This window comes from Cohnella kolymensis (assembly GCF_000829465.1).
Taxonomy (GTDB): domain Bacteria; phylum Bacillota; class Bacilli; order Paenibacillales; family Paenibacillaceae; genus Cohnella; species Cohnella kolymensis.
This window is the reverse complement of record NZ_JXAL01000001.1, coordinates 241,575-258,819: the sequence shown is the minus strand read 5'-3', so window position 1 is coordinate 258,819 and position 17,245 is coordinate 241,575. Positions and strand designations below refer to the sequence as shown.

The 17,245-nt window shown below is 50.2% G+C and carries 13 protein-coding genes; 10 read left to right on the top strand and 3 right to left on the bottom strand.

Annotated features, from left to right (window positions below):
- Nucleotides 1–47 precede the first annotated feature (47 nt).
- A complete protein-coding gene (locus SD71_RS21775) occupies nucleotides 48–1,220 on the bottom strand; it encodes a two-component system sensor histidine kinase NtrB (RefSeq protein ID WP_052475833.1) in 1,173 nt (390 codons plus the stop codon).
- 185 nt (nucleotides 1,221–1,405) lie between these two features.
- Nucleotides 1,406–2,443 (bottom strand): hypothetical protein, encoded by a 1,038-nt coding sequence (locus SD71_RS01230; protein WP_041058583.1) that lies wholly within the window; start codon nucleotides 2,441–2,443, stop codon nucleotides 1,406–1,408.
- Nucleotides 2,444–2,619: 176 nt separating this feature from the next.
- On the opposite strand from SD71_RS01230, the gene SD71_RS01225 reads away from it, so the two are divergent.
- The 9 genes from SD71_RS01225 to SD71_RS01185 all read left to right on the top strand — a co-directional run bounded on the left by SD71_RS01225 (nucleotide 2,620) and on the right by SD71_RS01185 (nucleotide 14,120).
- A complete protein-coding gene (locus SD71_RS01225) occupies nucleotides 2,620–3,906 on the top strand; it encodes a glycosyltransferase family 2 protein (RefSeq protein WP_082033968.1) in 1,287 nt (428 codons plus the stop codon).
- A 63-nt stretch (nucleotides 3,907–3,969) separates the two neighbouring features.
- Entirely contained in the window at nucleotides 3,970–5,853 is a 1,884-nt protein-coding gene (locus SD71_RS01220) for an LTA synthase family protein (protein WP_041058581.1), read from the top strand.
- Between the two features lie 126 nt (nucleotides 5,854–5,979).
- Nucleotides 5,980–7,863 (top strand): helix-turn-helix transcriptional regulator, encoded by a 1,884-nt coding sequence (locus SD71_RS01215; protein ID WP_041058579.1) that lies wholly within the window; start codon nucleotides 5,980–5,982, stop codon nucleotides 7,861–7,863.
- A 198-nt stretch (nucleotides 7,864–8,061) separates the two neighbouring features.
- On the top strand, nucleotides 8,062–8,892 hold the full coding sequence (locus tag SD71_RS01210) for a CPBP family intramembrane glutamic endopeptidase (RefSeq protein WP_041058576.1): 831 nt from the start codon (nucleotides 8,062–8,064) through the stop codon (nucleotides 8,890–8,892).
- Nucleotides 8,893–9,017: 125 nt separating this feature from the next.
- A complete protein-coding gene (locus tag SD71_RS01205) occupies nucleotides 9,018–10,763 on the top strand; it encodes an ABC transporter ATP-binding protein (protein ID WP_041058574.1) in 1,746 nt (581 codons plus the stop codon).
- Nucleotides 10,747–12,564 (top strand): ABC transporter ATP-binding protein, encoded by a 1,818-nt coding sequence (locus SD71_RS01200; RefSeq protein ID WP_082033966.1) that lies wholly within the window; start codon nucleotides 10,747–10,749, stop codon nucleotides 12,562–12,564. Before SD71_RS01205 ends, SD71_RS01200 begins: the two co-directional genes overlap by 17 nt.
- Nucleotides 12,565–12,775: 211 nt before the next feature.
- Nucleotides 12,776–13,306 (top strand): DUF6036 family nucleotidyltransferase, encoded by a 531-nt coding sequence (locus SD71_RS01195; protein WP_052475832.1) that lies wholly within the window; start codon nucleotides 12,776–12,778, stop codon nucleotides 13,304–13,306.
- A complete protein-coding gene (locus tag SD71_RS01190) occupies nucleotides 13,303–13,671 on the top strand; it encodes a hypothetical protein (RefSeq protein WP_041058572.1) in 369 nt (122 codons plus the stop codon). Before SD71_RS01195 ends, SD71_RS01190 begins: the two co-directional genes overlap by 4 nt.
- 251 nt (nucleotides 13,672–13,922) lie before the next feature.
- Nucleotides 13,923–14,120 (top strand): hypothetical protein, encoded by a 198-nt coding sequence (locus SD71_RS01185; protein WP_041058570.1) that lies wholly within the window; start codon nucleotides 13,923–13,925, stop codon nucleotides 14,118–14,120.
- A gap of 8 nt (nucleotides 14,121–14,128) precedes the next feature.
- Here the strand turns inward: SD71_RS01185 and SD71_RS01180 are convergent, their stop codons facing one another.
- Nucleotides 14,129–15,025, bottom strand: a complete 897-nt coding sequence (locus SD71_RS01180) for a LysR family transcriptional regulator (RefSeq protein WP_041058568.1) — start codon at nucleotides 15,023–15,025, stop codon at nucleotides 14,129–14,131.
- 130 nt (nucleotides 15,026–15,155) lie between these two features.
- On the opposite strand from SD71_RS01180, the gene SD71_RS01175 reads away from it, so the two are divergent.
- Nucleotides 15,156–17,159, top strand: a complete 2,004-nt coding sequence (locus SD71_RS01175; protein WP_041058565.1) for a YhgE/Pip family protein — start codon at nucleotides 15,156–15,158, stop codon at nucleotides 17,157–17,159.
- The last annotated feature ends 86 nt before the right edge of the window (nucleotides 17,160–17,245 follow it).

Below are 17,245 nucleotides of genomic sequence, written 5' to 3'. Positions count from 1 at the left end.
AAGTATAATAGATCGTGCTCAGGCACACTTGTTTATCGACAATCCGTTCAGGATTGTCTTTTTATTTGGATTCTGGCGGTTGTGCCTTTATCGACTTCCGATTCAACAATGATGCTGCCATTGTGATTTTCGATGATTTGCTTGCAGATGGCGAGACCGAGCCCGGTGCCGGTGACTTTGGTTGTGAAGAACGGGTCGAAGATCTTATCCATAATATCCTTGGGCACTCCGGTTCCATTATCGATAAATTGAATGATAACCTGCTGCTCCGAAGGGTCGGCTGCTGCAGCAATCGTTAAAGTGCCGCCACTCTTCAGCGCATCCACGCTATTTTTGACAATGTTTAAAAAAACTTGCTCCAGCTGAGAGGCTACCCCGTAAACATATAGGTCAGCTTGCGGTACTTCCGTGCGAAGGGTGATATTGCTCTCGATCATCATCTGTCTGGTCAGGGCTGAAACTTTGTCGATAATCGCTTTGAGGTCGACCCTGGATTCGATGTTTGCGGAGTTTTCATTCTTGCGGGCGAGAAGGAGAAAGTCGGATACGAGTCCGTTAATGGAATCGATCTCGTCGATGCTTAATTCCAGATATTGAATCAATTCGTTCACATTGATCTCGCGATCGTTTGCTTGCAATTTATTCTTGATAAGCTGAGCGAAGCCTTTGACGGTTGAGAGCGGATTTCGGATTTCGTGTGCCATTCCGGCAGCCATTTGGCCCATTACGGATATTTTTTGCGCATGCAGGTAGTCGATTTTCTCGTCTTTATGGGCAATATAACCGCTTACAAATCCCACGAAACGCGTCCAATCACACTCAACCACACGCTCGAACAGCGCCAGGCGAAACGCTCGATTCTCCTCGGTTTCTTCAATAATCCTGAACATCGTTTGCTGCATGCTCAGGTGCAAATTCTTACTGAGCTCCATAACGAAATGCACGTTCTGTCCCAGCAGATCTGCGGTGATTATTCCTTGGTGATAACCGCTCTGCTCATTTGTCATCAGATACTGACGGTAGTCTGACGAATCCAAGAACAAGGATTCAACCAGCTCTTTCAGAATAACCTCGAAGCCGGTATGAAGCAGTAATTTATTTTTCCCGACAAATTCCTCGTACTCTTTGCTTTGCTTCGAAATGGAACTAAAATGGGTTTCCAGGATTACAGGAACCGATTCCAGCAACTTCACACGTGATCGATCTCGCGAAGCCGACATCGTTGACCGCCTTATTAACCAGATTTCCGAATAAATTCGCTAAAAAAGTCGAAATACCTGCTAATTTTCTTCCAATAATCTACTAAACCATTTGATATATGTTACATGTTACAATCTTTTATAGACTTGTAGATATACGGATTTGATATCCGTTGTATAAATACACGAGCGTACATTTTGAAGAATCACTTCATCATCTTCAGCATTCGCATCCAAAACCCGCTCTCCCCTGCGTGCCAAGGCCACAGGCCGGCCGGCATGTAGGCCGCGTACACGTTTTGGTAATACGAGCTCGTTGCTGCCTTGTCGCCCATGAGGATCGACACATAACCTGCGGCCGCCCAAGGAAAGGAATCGGACGTGTCGAGGCGAGTCCATCCGGAATGGTGCTTGTTGAACCCCGACCAGAGCCGCTTTGCACGTACAGAGTCAGGCGCGATCACACCATTCGCAATCGGGAACAGTTGTGCCGTCGCGTCGGGATAAAAAACGTCCCATTGCGGCGGGTGCCCTTTGTGAGGCTGGTACGCGCCCGCCGCCTCATCCCACAGGCTTTCAATGCCGTCGCGTACGCGTGCGGCTTTTTCTTTGAAGCTGCGGCTCTTGAGGTCGTCGCCGAACACGGTCTGCTCCAACTCGGCCATATCCTTAAGACCTTCGTACACTTCGCAATTATCCATCAGATAAGCGATCGGATAATTGGGTTTGGCGCGCGTGAGGCCGTCTTTCCCTTGCGTGGCGACAACGGAGGCGGCGACTATTTCCAGGTCGGCGCGAATGCTTCGCAGAAAAGCTTCGCTGCCTCCGGCCTTATAGTATTTGGCGGCGACCGACAGAAACGTCGCCCCGTAGGAGTCGGAAGAATCGTAATCGTCGAGAGACTTCTCCAGTCCGGAGGCGTCAACCTCGTGAACGTAGACGGTGCCGGGCAGTCCGAACTTGTCCGGCTTGTTCAGATGCGAGACGTACCAGGACATCCACTTCTCGGCAGCGGCTTTGGCTGACGGTTCGGGGCTTTCCAGCAATCCGATCACCGCCAGATTCGCGAAGTACGGTTCGATCCTGCGCAGGCCGTCGCCTGGCGTCATTGGGATCGCGCCGCTGTCAAGCTGCAGGGATATGATGCGCTCGCTTTCCGTCTGCAAGCCTGCTTGCGCATTTTTGACGGTCAGGGACCAGGGAAGTGTAAGGAACAATGCAGATAGAACCAGTTGTTTGAACATGGGGCACCGCCATATGAGGAAAGTTGAAGACATCGGTCTTAGGCAGTTTATCGGTATTGCGCCGGGGAAAATGGAGAGCCGAACCCATTCTTGTTCCACATTTTGACCGTTGAACGAAACATAGCCGGGGCGTAACCTTAACAAAAGTTAAAAATGAATTTTTGCAGGAGGAAATAATGGACACTGTAGTGGATTTATCGACAGACCTCGCGACAATAATATTGCAAGTCATGTTTGTTATCGTCCAAGTGATCTCGCTTGTACTCATAATCTACCCGACTGTGATCGGTTTTCTGGGAATGGGAAGAAAGAAAGCTTCCACCCTCGCGGCACCGCAAAAGAGATTTGCCGTTCTGGTATGTGCGCATAACGAAGAACAGGTGGTCGGACAAATCGTCAGAAATATTCTGAAGCTCGATTATCCGAAAGAGTTGTACGACCTTTATGTGATTTGCGATAACTGCACCGATCACACGGCGGACGTTGTTCGTGAGAACGGCGGCATCGCGATGGAGCGGCACGACGTGACCAAAAAAGGCAAGGGTCATGGTCTGGAATGGATGTTCAGACAGCTGTGGAAGTTTGAAAAAGAAGGAACAGTCTATGATGCGGTAGTTATGTTCGATGCCGACAATCTCGTAAGCAAAAATTTCCTTCAGGTGATGAATTCGAAGCTGCTGGAAGGACATGAAGTCGTTCAAGGGTACTTGGATTCCAAAAACCCGGCAGACTCATGGATCACCAAAAGCTACGCATTCGCTTACTGGTCTACCAACAGGGTGTACCAACTGGCTAGAGACAACATGAATCTCAGTGCGCAAATCGGAGGAACGGGCGTCGTCGTCACGACAGACGTGCTCAAGACGATCGGATGGGGTGCGACGTCGCTGACGGAAGATCTGGAATTCACCCAGCGCTACATCATCCAGACCGGCAAGCGCGTGGCATGGGCTCACGAAGCCAAAATCTATGATGAAAAGCCGCTGGACATGAAAGCTTCTTGGAAGCAGCGTGTCAGATGGATGCAGGGGCATGCGGCCTGTATGATGAAATACGGCCTCCCGCTGCTGAAAGAAACATTAAGAACGAGAAGCCTGCTTCACTTTGACGCGCTCGTGTATCTGATATCTCCTTCACGCATCATTTTGACGGTGCTGTTGGTCGTGTTCATGGCCGCGTCGCTGTCGGGCATCAAGATTGCCGATTACGGACTGAATAATATATGGGTGTACGCCGCAACCACTTTTATGTATGTTGCGCTTCCCTTCGCGGGATTGCTTTACGAGAAAAAGGCGGGCAAAATGTTGTGGTTCTTCCCGACTTTCATATATTCCCTAACCTGGTATCCGATTATTCTGCTTGGCTTTATCAAAAGAAATCAAAATGTCTGGAGCCACACGGAGCACACCAGAGCGATATCAGAGGTCGATGTGGAACGCTTGGAAAAAGAAGCGATGGCATAACAGTTAACCGATCCCTTGGCCGCCGTGCCAGGGGATATTCTATGATGGAGGGAGGTGAAAGAGATGAAACAACCAAAACAGCTTTGGTTTGAAGCCGCGGAAATCATCGGCCTCAATGTGCTGCTGACGATCAAGCTGCTTATATTCAATGCGATCAACGGGTTCACGTCCGGCATGCTGTTTCCGTTAACGGCAACGCTGCCGCTGTTTATCGTAATTACAGCGTGGTTTTCGGCTTTCTCACGTAAAATGAAATATACACTGTACGTGATATTCAATCTGCTCATCACATTCGTATTGGTTGCCGATTCTCTCTTCTACTCTTTCTTCCACACGATCATACCGCTGCCCATCCTGTCCCAGATTGGACAAGTGGGCGGCGTGAAGAGCAGTGTCGGCTCAGCATTGTCACCGGCTTTGGGACTGCTTTTGATCGACTTGATCCCGCTTGCCGTATATTTGATAGTGCGGAAGAAAAAAGCCGAACAAAGCACAATGACTTTTAAAAGCCGCCTTGCAGTAAGCTTTGCCGTTGCGTTCATCGGCGTGATCGCCGTCACCGGTCAATTTGCCGTTGTACGGGCTTCCGCCGGAAGTGAAGCATTCAGCAATCTTTACGAGAACAATACGGTGTTAAAGAAGCTTGGGGTATTTAACTATCATGTCGTCGATGCTTACAATGTGAAAATAAGAAACGCGTCTGCCGAAATGCCCGTATCGGATTTCAAGACGTGGATGGAAGTCCATCGCCAGAGCGGTACCGAGCTGAATGGCGCGGTGCAAGGCAAAAACCTGATTATGATCCAAATGGAAGCTTTACAGCAAGCTTTCGTAAATCGTTCCGTCGACGGTCAGGAGATTACGCCGAACCTGAACCGGTTCATTGAACGCAGCCGTTATTTCGATAACATCTCTTCCCCGATCGGGCAGGGAAACACGGTTGACGCCGAGTTCATGACCATGAACTCCATGTACCCGCTGCCAGCGGGCGCGGTGTACAATCTGAAAAACCAAAATCATTTTCATTCGCTGCCGACGATCCTGAAAGAACAAGGCTACACGACAGCCGCTTTCCATGGATATGTTCCAACCTACTATCAAAGAGACAAGATGTATGTGAGTGAAGGCTTTGACAGCTTTACGAGTGCCTCTGATTATACGCTTGATGAGAGCATCGGCTTGGGTCTCTCAGACGAGTCGTTCTATAAACAAACGATGCCCAAGTTGATCGAGCTTAACAAATCCGGCAAGCCGTTCCTCAGCTTCCTGGTTACTCTGTCCGGACATCATCCTTATCAGATCCCGGAGAACAAGCAGTCGATGAAGATTCCGGCTTCTTACAGTAAAACGCTAGGCGATTACATTCAAGCCCAGCATTATGCCGACCAAGCGTTAGGCGAATTCCTGCAGCAGTTAGAAAATGAAGGAATTATGGATAAATCGCTTGTCGTCATTTACGGGGACCACTTCGCGCCAGGTGTTCAATTGTCGGATCTTAAGACGTTCCTTGGCTTGGATCACGATTTATCCATCTATGAAAGTGCCGAGCTGATGAAAGTACCGTTGGTAATGCACTTCCCAGGAGACGAGAATGCCGGAACCGACCATGTTCACGGCAGTCAGATGGATACTTTCCCGACATTACTCAATCTGTTCGGCGTCGACAAGTCCAACCTGTTCTATTTCGGACAGGATTTAATCAATCCGAATGATCACATGACGATCTACCGTTACTACCTGCCGAGCGGTTCTTTCGGTACGCAAGATTACTTCTACGTTGCGAGCGACGACGGTGTGTTCGATCACGGACATGCATTCGATCGTAAGAGCGGTAAAGAAGTGGCGCTGAGTAAGGTCGCAGCATCGCATAAGCAAGCCCGTTGGCAGCTTCAAGTGTCGGATTCGATTCTTAATCAGGACGGACTGCCTTCTCTCATGAAAAAATAAGATTTACCCGGTCACCTGTTCTCTAGAACAGGTGACTTTTCTATATTCCCTGCGATATATCCAGAGAATAGTTTTACGGATATAATGGTTCACAGACTGTATTATGACAAAAAGGCGGATAGCTCTGTGAACGTGAAAAGTTGGCATTGGTTCGATTATGTACTGATCGGGATTCGGACGATTTGGTTCATCAGTCGTCTTGCAGATGTACAAACCCATACCGGGAATTTGAATGTGGAGAATCGGTTCGCTGTATTCGGAATCATATGGCTGGATGTATTCCTGCTGTCGGTTGCTTTTGCTGTGCCTCTTATGGTGTTTGCGTTTAAAAAGGTACCTCGTACCGTCATGATTCTCACGGAAATCATCGTAAGCGGCGGTGTATTGCTTTATTTCCTTTCCGATTTCGGTTTGGAAGCTGGGTTCGCTTTCTACGGTGTGCCGATGTTTATGATCGGTTATCTAAGCTTCGGATGGGCCTCTGCCTGGAGCCTGCCGGTCGCCTTACTCCCGCTTATCGGTAAATTAATGTGGGATCAATCCTTTCCGGAATTTCTGCCGGCGCTGTCGTCCGATCTCGTGCTGCTATTCTTTTTAGGCTTTTGTTTTGGGAAAATGAAGGATTCTTTCATCAAAGTTAAACAGATGAACAGCATCATACAGCGGCAAAATCAGACTTTGGAGAACTATGCAGAACAGATTGAAAGGCTGACACTGGTGGAGGAGCGGAACCGGCTGTCACGTGATTTGCATGACACAGTGGGTCACACGTTGACAACATCGATTATCGGGATGAATGCCGCTCGTATTCTGATCGACGTGTCTCCGGAGGAAGCAAAGAAAAACCTTAATGAACTGGTGGAAGTGACGCGAAACGGCTTGCAGGAAGTGAGAAACCATATTCATCAGATCGCTCCTGAGAAAGAGGAACGGCCGCTGTCTATCATTCTTTCGGACATAGCCGATGAATTTGCGCTGCATACGGGAACTGAAGTGAACATGCGAGTCGAGGGCAAGGAAACCCATGTTTCTGAAAATATAAGAATGGCGCTTGTGCGGTGTTTACAGGAGTCAATGACCAATGCCAAAAAAGCATGGAGCCGCCGACAAGGTCGAAATCCTGCTTTCTTGCTCGCAGAGCGCGGTGACGTTGAAGGTGTGGAACAACGGGGAAGTGACGGAAGGCATTGTCCAAGGATTCGGGCTTCACGCGATGACGGAAAGAATGGCCAACGTGAACGGCACCTTGCATGTGGAATCGGATCAAGCCTCGGGGACAACGATTATGTGTACGGTTCCTTTGTTGAAGCTCACCGTGAACGCACCGTCGGCATTTGCTTCAGGGGGATATTCCATATGAAAGAAATAAAGATATTAATTGCGGAGGATCAAGAGTTAATTCGCAAAAGTCTGCGTATCATTCTTAACCTGACACCGGACATTGAGGTCGTCGGTACGGCCGAGAACGGTGAGGATGCGGTGCAGCAAGCAGGTGAGCTTCAGCCTGACCTCGTCCTGATGGATATACATATGCCGGTCATGAACGGCGTCCGCGCAACGGCTCAGATCAAACAGCGTTGGCCGGCGGTCAAGGTGATGATTCTAACAACTTTTCAGGAAGTTGAGTATGTCGTAGAAGCCTTGAATTCGGGGGCCGAAGGATACATTCTTAAGGATATCGATCCGGATGATCTTGCCAGCGCCATCCGATTAGTGCACCGCGGTGAGACGATGATTACCCAGGAGATAGCCAAAACGTTGTTTTCACGTTCCTTTCAGGGCGGGATCGCTTCTTCGGGCAATCCCAAGGAGACGGATTACGGTTTAACCGAGAAAGAAATCAAGGTGCTGCAACTCATTGCGGAGGGCTTGGCCAACCGTCAAATCGCGGAGCGACTGTTTTTGTCGGAAGGTACGGTTAAGAACCATGTATCCACGATTTACTCCAAGTTAAACGTAAATAATCGGGCATCTGCGATGAAGAAAGCGTCGGATGAACGGTTGTTGTAAAGCGAGCAGGGAAATCTTTGCGTTGACACATGGGTTGTCCCAAGTCATGTTTATGACTTGCCGGACAGCCCTTTTTTTGTCCGAAAGTCATGGTCACGATTACCCGAACGCCACTGCGTCACCATGACCTTTGTTTGTTACCTTTATCCCATAGGAAATAGCGACCACCAAATTTGAAGATAAAAGAGGTATGGCAAAATGAAGAACAAACGTCTGATGAACTATGTGCACGTGGCAATGGTGTGTGTGATCAATGTGGTCATTCTTTTTCTGCTGTTTGTTCCGTTCGGTGTCAAAAAATATTTAGAGTCTACCGACCTGTACACTTACGGAGTCACTTCGATCGCCGGCAGTGTGCTGCTTATCCTGGGAACCATGTTGTACTACAAATTCGTGAATAAGAAGCCGCTTAAGGGCATGGGCTTTGGGTTCAATCGTCGTGACATCGGGTTCTCCGTTGCCGCTATTGTACTTTTGCCCTCCGCTTTGATTGCTTATATGGCTCTGTTGTCGTCGCAGGGGTTGGTATCGGCCGAATTTAACGCCAACTTATTCTCGGATTTCCAGCTTATTCCCTTGTTTCTGATGATCGTGGTTGCGTGGATTTTAGCGGCATTTAGTGAAGAACTGTTGTACCGGGGTTACATGGTAGCCATGCTGAAACATCTCACAATAGGGCGGTTATTTGTGGTAACGAGTCTGTTCTTTATGTTGTCTCACGTGTTTAAAGGGATGAGCCCGGTATACAGCTTTTTTCTAGTCATTGGTGCAGTCACGCTTCTTTATGTGTACCTCAAAAGCGGATCGCTGCTGACGGCCACGCTTGTTCATGCGGTCTACAACTTGACCACCACCCATTTAATCGGTAAAAGCGAAATCGCGATCGTACAGCTTCATCAGGATCCGGAGCTGCAATATGTATTCATCGCAGATCTGTTAGTTTATATCGTTCTATTCCTGCTCACGACTGTTTTCTATCGTAATAATAGGGCGCGTAAGTCTCATTCTCGAAGCTCTATCCATGTCTAAAATTTCTGTTCTCCGCTCAATATTGAAGAGTCACCTGTTCTTTGAGCAGGTGGCTTTACTTTATTTTTAGAGGTAATATGTTTTTACATATAGGGCGGCATCTTTGCACTCGGGGGAAAAAAGGCATGCACTTTATGAAAAAATATATTCGCAAGTTCGGCAAGCTGTTTAGTCTATCGGTGTTTCTGGTAACGGTCGAAGCGCTGTGCGATTTGCTGCAACCAACCATTATGGCCCGGATTATCGATACCGGTGTTGCCGCGAATCGCATGGATGTCGTGCTCCGGCTGGGCGGCCTGATGCTGCTCGTTACGGCATTCGGAGCCGCAGCCGCGGCCGCCCGGAATATCGTGTCCAGCCGGGTGTCGCAGCAATTCGGTACGGAGCTGAGATCCGATCTGTTCACGAAAATCCAAAGCCTTTCTTTTGAAAATATAGATTCCTTCGAAAGAGCCTCTCTCGTCACCAGGCTGACCAACGATGTTACACAGGTGCAGTTCTTCTCGCTCGGGCTGATGCGGATTTTTGTGAAAGCGCCTTTGCTGTGTATCGGGAGCTTCATCATGGCTGTCCGCCTGAATCCGCACTTGGCACTGGTGCTTGCTATCGTGGTGCCGATTGTCGCACTGCTAATCTTCATTAACATGAAGGTCGGGTTTCCGCGGTTTATGAAGCTGCAGCAGATGCTCGACCGGATCAACGGAGCGACGAGGGAGTATTTGTCGGGAGTCAGAGTCGTTAAGGCGTTCAACCGTTATGATTACGAGACGGAAAAATTCGATAAGGCGAATATGGAATATCAAGGCCACTCGATCAAGGTCATGCGGGTCATGTCCTTCTTCAATCCCGCGATCATGCTGGCGGTCAACTTCGGCATCGTGGGGGTCATCTGGCTCGGAGGACTAGGCGTGAGTGAAGGACGGACGCCGGTGGGGCACATTATTGCATTCATCAACTACATGACCCAGATTCTGTTCGCGTTAATGGTCATTTCCTGGGTGATGACGTTATTTGTCCGCGCCAAAGCTTCAACGACACGGATCGGTGAAGTATTCGCGCAGAACAGCACGATGGAATGGAAGGAAGACGCGCAATTTCATCCGGGTACGAAAGGCAGGATCGATTTCGAAGGGGTTTCTTTCAGCTATAAAGGCTCTTCAGGCACCCCCGTCATTCGGCAAGTGACATTCAGCTGTCTGCCCGGCCAAACCGTCGGAATCATCGGCTCTACCGGTTCGGGAAAAAGCAGCCTGGTCGGATTGATTCCCCGTTATTATGACGCGGATTCCGGTGTTATCCGTGTAGACGGTGTCGATGTCAGAGATGTGGATCCTCGGAAGCTGAGGGAGAAGATCGCAGTGGTGCCTCAGAAAACGGTGCTTTTCACAGGAACGATCCTGGAAAATATCCGGTGGGGGAAAGACGGAGCTGCTGAGGAAGAGGTGCGGGAGGCGGCGCAGATTGCTCAGGCTGACGGCTTTATTTCCGGCTTGCCGGAAGGTTATCTGAGCGAACTGGGCCAGCGGGGCGTTAATTTGTCCGGGGGACAAAAGCAGCGCATCGCCATCGCGCGGGCGCTGGTGAGAAAACCGGAAATTCTTATTCTGGACGATTGCACAAGCGCGTTGGATGTCGACACGGAGGCTCGGATCAAGCAAGGGTTGAAGGCCTATGCGGCTGATCTCACCTGCATTCTGATCGCACAGCGGGTTATCTCCGTGATGGACACGGATCAAATCGTGGTACTCGATCACGGTGAAGTGGCAGGCATCGGAGACCATGACACTCTCTTGCAGGATTGCCGCGTATATCGTGAGATCTATCAATCCCAGGTCGGAAAGGAGCTGCAGCCGAATGTCGAGGTCAACTGAACCCATCGGCCGCAGAGGCCGGGGAGGCCAGGTTCGCAAGCCGAAAAACGTCAAGGGAACACTCGCCAAGCTGTGGAGCTACGTAGGAAAAGAGAAGAAGCTGCTGCTCACGATTTTCCTCTTTATTTTGATTGATGCCGGTGTGATCCTGCTTGGCCCTTATCTCATTGGCGCAGCCATCGATGCGATGGCAGGCGATTCGTTCAATTCCAGCTTGTTTCACATCATGATCGGCGTTCTCGCGGCGGCTTATCTGGCAGGCGGGCTGCTGACTTTTCTGCAAAACTGGTTGATGGCCGGTGTCGCCCAAAGGATCGTCTCGAAGCTCCGCAGCACGCTGTTCGACAAGCTGCACAAGCTGCCGCTCGCGTATTTCGATTCCCGTCCGAATGGCGAAACGATGAGCCGGATGTCCAACGATATCGACAATATCAGCAATACGATTTCGCAATCGACGGTGCAGCTCATGACCGGTGTGATCGCGATCGTCGGCTCGCTCGTGATGATGATCATTCTGAGCCCGTTGTTGACGCTGGCCACTCTCATTACGGTACCGATGGTTTATTTCTTGGCCCGCACGATTACGCGAAGAACGCAGGCGCTGTTCAGGGAGCAGCAGGCGGAGCTCGGAAGGCTGAACGGACATATCGAGGAAACGATTTCGGGGCTTCAGGTCGTGAAGTCGTTCAATCGCGAGGAGCGCGCAATCCAGGAATTCGACGCGGTGAACGCCAGGCTGTACGAGGTCGGATTGAAGGCGCAAATCTGGTCGGGCTTTCTCATGCCGCTGCTCGGCGTCATCAACAACATCGGCTTCACAGCGGTCGCGCTTGTCGGTGGAATCCTTGCGGTGAAAGGCTCGATTACCGTCGGGGTGATCGCCAGCTTTTTGAGCTATTCGCGTCAGTTTGTCCGGCCGTTGAACGATTTGGCTAACATCTACAACGTCCTCCAGTCTGGCCTCGCAGGCGCCGAAAGAGCATTGGAGGTCATCGACGAACCGGAGGAGGCGGCCGACCGGCCAGGTGCCGTCGACCTTGTCAATCCCAGGGGAGACATTGTGTTCGATCGCGTCAGTTTCGGATACCGCCCAGACGTTCCTATTTTACAAGAGATCAGCTTTACCTCTCCGCAAGGCAGCAGCACGGCGCTCATTGGCCCGACCGGAGCGGGTAAGACGACGATCGTCAATCTGCTGACCCGATTCTATGACGTCACTTCCGGAACGATCTTCATCGATGGCCGGGATATCCGGGACTACACTAGAGAGAGCTTGCGGCAATGCTTCGGGATCGTGCTCCAGGACACTTATCTGTTCAACGGCACGATCGCGGACAATATCAAGTACGGCAAACCGGAAGCGACGGATGAAGAAGTGAAGGCCGCCGCCGATCTGGCGAACGCGGCTGAATTTATCCAAAGTCTCCCGGACGGCTATGATACAATGCTCGCTGAGAACGGCGGCAATCTGAGCCAAGGGCAGCGGCAGCTGTTGGAGATCGCGCGGGTTCTGTTGGCCGATCCGGCAATCCTCATCTTGGACGAGGCGACCAGCAGCATCGACACGCGTACCGAGCTGCACATTCAAGACGCCCTGCTGAGGATGATGAAGGGACGCACCACTTTTATCATCGCTCATAGACTTAACACCATAAGGGACGCCGACACCATCATGGTCATCGATGATGGGCGAATCGTCGAACAAGGTAGCCATCATGAGCTGATCGGGGCCAAGGGAAGTTATCATAAAATGTTCTATAGTCAGTTTAAAAATTTGCAGCCTGCGGGGGATTCCATCTGAAATTAGACTCTGAACTGTTTAATCCAGGTTCAGGAAGTCTATATTGCCTTTAACTCCACCGGAATAAGTGCTGGCCGATTCTTGTCTGTAAAAATGGTTTTTTGTTGATGTGGAAATCCAGTTGAATATGGCAGAGGACCTCGTACAAGTCGAAAGAAGGTGTATACTTTAAGTAACTGGGAGATAAAACCAGCAAAGGTGGTCGAAAGACATGTCTAACGCGAATGACAACGGCAAAATGGATAAAGAGAAAATGATTTCTGCCCTTTCAATGCTAAATGAAAAACTCGGGAACAGCGATGAGACCGGGGAGATTATCCTGTTCGGAGGAGCGGTAATGTGTCTTGTATTCGGCAGTCGGGGTTATACGCGGGATATCGAAGCAGTGTTTGAGCCGAAAGGCAGTATTTACGCTTATGCCCGAGAAATTGCCGAAGAGGCCGGCTTACCGCTGAATTGGTTGAATGATGGCGTAAAGGTTTGGCTTTATACTGAACCCGAGACCGAGTTGGTTATGCAGCTTAACAATCTCAGAGTGCTTGCGGCTAAGCCCGAATATATTTTAGCGATGAAGTGTTATGCTGCGAGACTTGACACCGATGATCTCAATGATGCTAGGGTATTGGCTAATCATTTAGGACTTAAAGACCGAAATCAGGTATTGGATATTGTTGAGAAGTATATCCCATCAAAGTTGTTAAGCGTCAAAACTGCAGCATTTGCGGAGGCGTTGTTTGTATGACAATAAATGAGATTTTTGAAGAAGAATTCTCTGGGGGACGCGATTTTAGCTTCGCATGGCGTATTTTTTTGGATCGCTTTTATGCCTCCACGAAGGAACAAAGGAGCGATCTAATCAGGACCGCTCCTGAATGTCTTGATGATCCTCGTCATTTATCTTACTGTGCTGCAGGGATTCATAAGTTATGCAGAGAGTATAGCTTGGACTTGCCAGAATGGGTGAGCGACAAATCATTGATATTGGACGAGCCCTATTTTCCTGGGGCTAGTACGGATCTGCTTAAACTAGTTTGCCTGGTCGAAAGCCCACCTGAGTTTAAAATGCGAAATATTTTCACGACTGATAATGTTCTAACTAGAACATAAACAAGGAAACGGGCTTTCCAGCGCAGCCAAGTTTCTGATGGACCCTTATTTTTCGGGGTTATTGTATGGTTTATTGGTCAACTGAGTAAAGTGCATATATAAGTGCCGACGCAGAGGTCGGTGCTTTTTTTGATTTTATAACTAAGCCGCATTTTCCATATTTTGCTCACAGAGGTGTTGAAATTATGTGGAGGTGAATAGCAGCTAAGGAAAGGAACGACAATAAGCGCAAAATGTTGGAGGTGACCACGATGCCGCCAAGCAGTCCATCCAGTACTCCCGTGCCGCCCAGACCGACGTCACTTGTGTCCGACAACCCGGACACTTACACAACAGGTGAGGCAGCGCTCAACGCGCTCTCGACTCCAACTGTGCTCATTGTGACGCTTGTGGCTCTTATTGCCATTGTGGCGGTCATTTATTATGTGACGCTTCGGAAGCCCAATTAATCGCAATCCTATTGTCCGACAGAATGGCCGGGCATCTGTTGAAAATAATCTACAATAAACTGCTGAAGCCGCTGAGCAGCGAGCGATAAGTAGCGGCGTTTGGACCAGGCCATACCGATCGTTCGCTGACATACGGGAGATGTTATGCGCAGCCGTTCCGGTGAAGGTGTAACTCCCGAAGCGGACAAGGCCGGGACAAAGGCGACACCCAGTCCTTGTCTGACCAGGCTGCCGATAATATCGGGCTGGTCACCTTCGAATGCAATGTTCGGCGTGAATCCGGCTTCCCGGCAGAATCCGTCCGTTAAGTTACGGAACCCGTATCCCGCGTTCATGGTGATGAAGGGTTCGTCTTTCACCTCGCGCAGAGGAATGCTCTGAGATCCAGATAACCGGTGCCCTGGAGGAATCAGCAGAAATATTTCCTCTGTGATCAGCGGCTTCCATTCGATATCGGGTCCTTCGGGAGCGGCCGAGGAAATGCATAAATCGATGTTTCCGCTCTCTAGCTGCCGCGTCATTGAAGAGGTGGATTCAATCCGCTGACGGATCCGCACATTCGGATACTGAGCTAAAAACGAACCTAGCAGCTCCGGCAGAATACGTGGAATGGTGACAGCCAGTGTGATCGTTCCTTCATGGAGCCCTGCCAAGTCCTTAATCTCTCTTCTACCTTCGTTCAGTTCAAGGAACGCGCGTTCCACTCGGGCAAGAAAGGTTTTACCGAACGGGTTCAAGCGGATTTGGCGGCCATGCCGGTCGAACAGGGGGACACCTAAATCCTCTTCCAGGCGTGCGATCGTTTTGCTTAATGAGGGCTGAGCGATCTGAAGCTCCTCGGCTGCTTTCGTCATATGCTGCAATCGGGCCACCGTCTGAAAATACTGAAGCTGGAGCAACTCCATGAGTTCATCATTCCTTTTTCATAGATCAAAAGCTATCTACTTATAGTTAATTATATATTATACATTATGACTCCTTGTCGATAAAATGGAGGTTATGACAATACAGACAAGGAAGTGAATTGAAGAGTTTATGAAGGGGATCGGACTTGTTTTTAAGGATTGGAAAGCTCTGCTGCATCATAAGCACGGGCGTATCGCACTCGGATTTTTGGTTCTCGTCCCTTTGATTTACGCGGGTTTCTTCTTAGCGGGTTACTGGGATCCGTATGACCGATTGGATCAATTGCCTGTCGCAGTCGTCAATATGGACAAAGGATCCGCGCTTGAAGGTAAAGCCATTCATGCGGGGGAGGACTTTGTAGGGGAGCTTCAGAAGAATAGGGACTTGGATTTTCATTTCGTATCCGCTCAAGAAGCGGAAGATGGCTTACAGAACGGACGATATTACATGACGATCATCGTGCCTGAATCGTTCTCGCGAGAGGTCGGTACGCTGATGGATGAACATCCGACGCCGGCACAGCTCATCTATAAGACGAACGCGGGCAAAAATTTCGTCGCCTCCCAAGTCGGTGCTACTGCCGTCAAAGAGATGAGGGCGAGAATCGATGCCGGTATTACGAAGTCTTACGCGGACGGCGTGTTCAGTAAGATGCAGGAGCTGGCCCAAGGGTTCAGCGCTGCAGGTGATGGTGCGAAATCTCTTAATGAAGGAACCGTCGCGGCAAAAGATGGACTTTCCCAGCTGGCGAACGGGATTCACCGGGTTACCGGAGGAGCCTCGGAGCTGGAGTCGGGCGGCAGGAAGCTTGCGGCAGGTGAACATAAGCTTCAGCAAGCAGCAGGCACTCTTGCGGATGGCACGGCAAAGTTTGCGGGCAGCATGCAGCAGTTTGCCGCAGGGCATCAAAAGATTGAAGCAGGCTCTTCCCGCGTAGCTGAAGGCATGAAAGCCTGGGTAGACGGAAGCAAGCGAACTGCACAGGGTGAAGAGCAGGCAGCGCTGGCCGCCAAGAGCCTGAGTAAGGAGCTGGCAGCTTATGTGAATGAGCATCCGGATGCCGCTAACGACGAGAAGCTGCGAAGTCTTATAAAAGAATCTGAAGGTCTGGCCTCGGCGGTTGATGAGCTTGCCGCAGGTCAATCGAAACTGACCGCTAGTGCAGAAGCATTGAGCGACGGACAGAAGCAGGCGGTCGAAGGCATGCAAACCTTCGGCAGCCAATTGAAGCTGGCAGCTAATGGCGCGAAGCAGTTGTCAAGCGGTTCCACTGCGTTGAAAGATGGATTTGCCAAGTGGGACAACGGATTTCAACAGTTTGCCGGGGGAGTGGGAACGCTGGCAAACGGGGGCCAGCGGCTCGATAGCGGAGCCGAAGAGCTGATGAACGGTCTCGTCCGGTTGTCGGACGGCAGCGGCGAGCTTTCCGGTAAATTGAACGATGCCGCCAAGAAAACATCCGGCATTCATTCAAACGACAGCTTGACGAGCATGTTCGCGGAGCCGGTACAGCTGGTCGAGTCGAAGGTCACCGACGTGCCGAATTACGGCAGCGGGATTGCTCCGTATTTCCTTTGCCTCGCGTTCTGGGTCGGGGGCATCATGGCAGCCAATATCCTTCCTCTCGGCCGTAAGCCGGAGCTGCAAATCGGCGGAACAACTCATTTTGTCAACAAGCTGGGTTTGTTCTATTCGGTCGGATTGATTCAGACGGCGATCGTGGACACGATTGTTCTCTGCGTGTTTAAACTGCACGTCACTAGTGTGCCGCGATTTTTGTTATTCACTTTGCTGGTATCTTTCACTTTCCTGACCCTGGTTCATATGCTCGTGAGCGTACTTGGAATGGTCGGCAAATTCGCCGCGGTTACGCTGCTTATACTGCAGCTTGCGACATGCGGCGGAACATTCCCGATGGAGCTGAACGCACCGATCATGAGAGCCATCGGCGAATGCTTGCCTATGACTTACGCATTGCGAGGCCTTCAGCACGTGATTGCTCTGGGCAACGGCAGCGAAATTGGAGTCCATGCACTGATTCTGCTCGGATATCTGGCCGGTGCAGCAATGCTCGGACTGATCGCGAATTTGGTGCAAAGCCAGAAGCATGGAGTTGCGGCTGCTGCGCATTAAGCATTAAGCATTATGGAGGAAGGGACTATTGCCGAGGCAATAGTCCTTTTTGCATGTCGAACGTCCTTGTTTCGACGTAATTAATG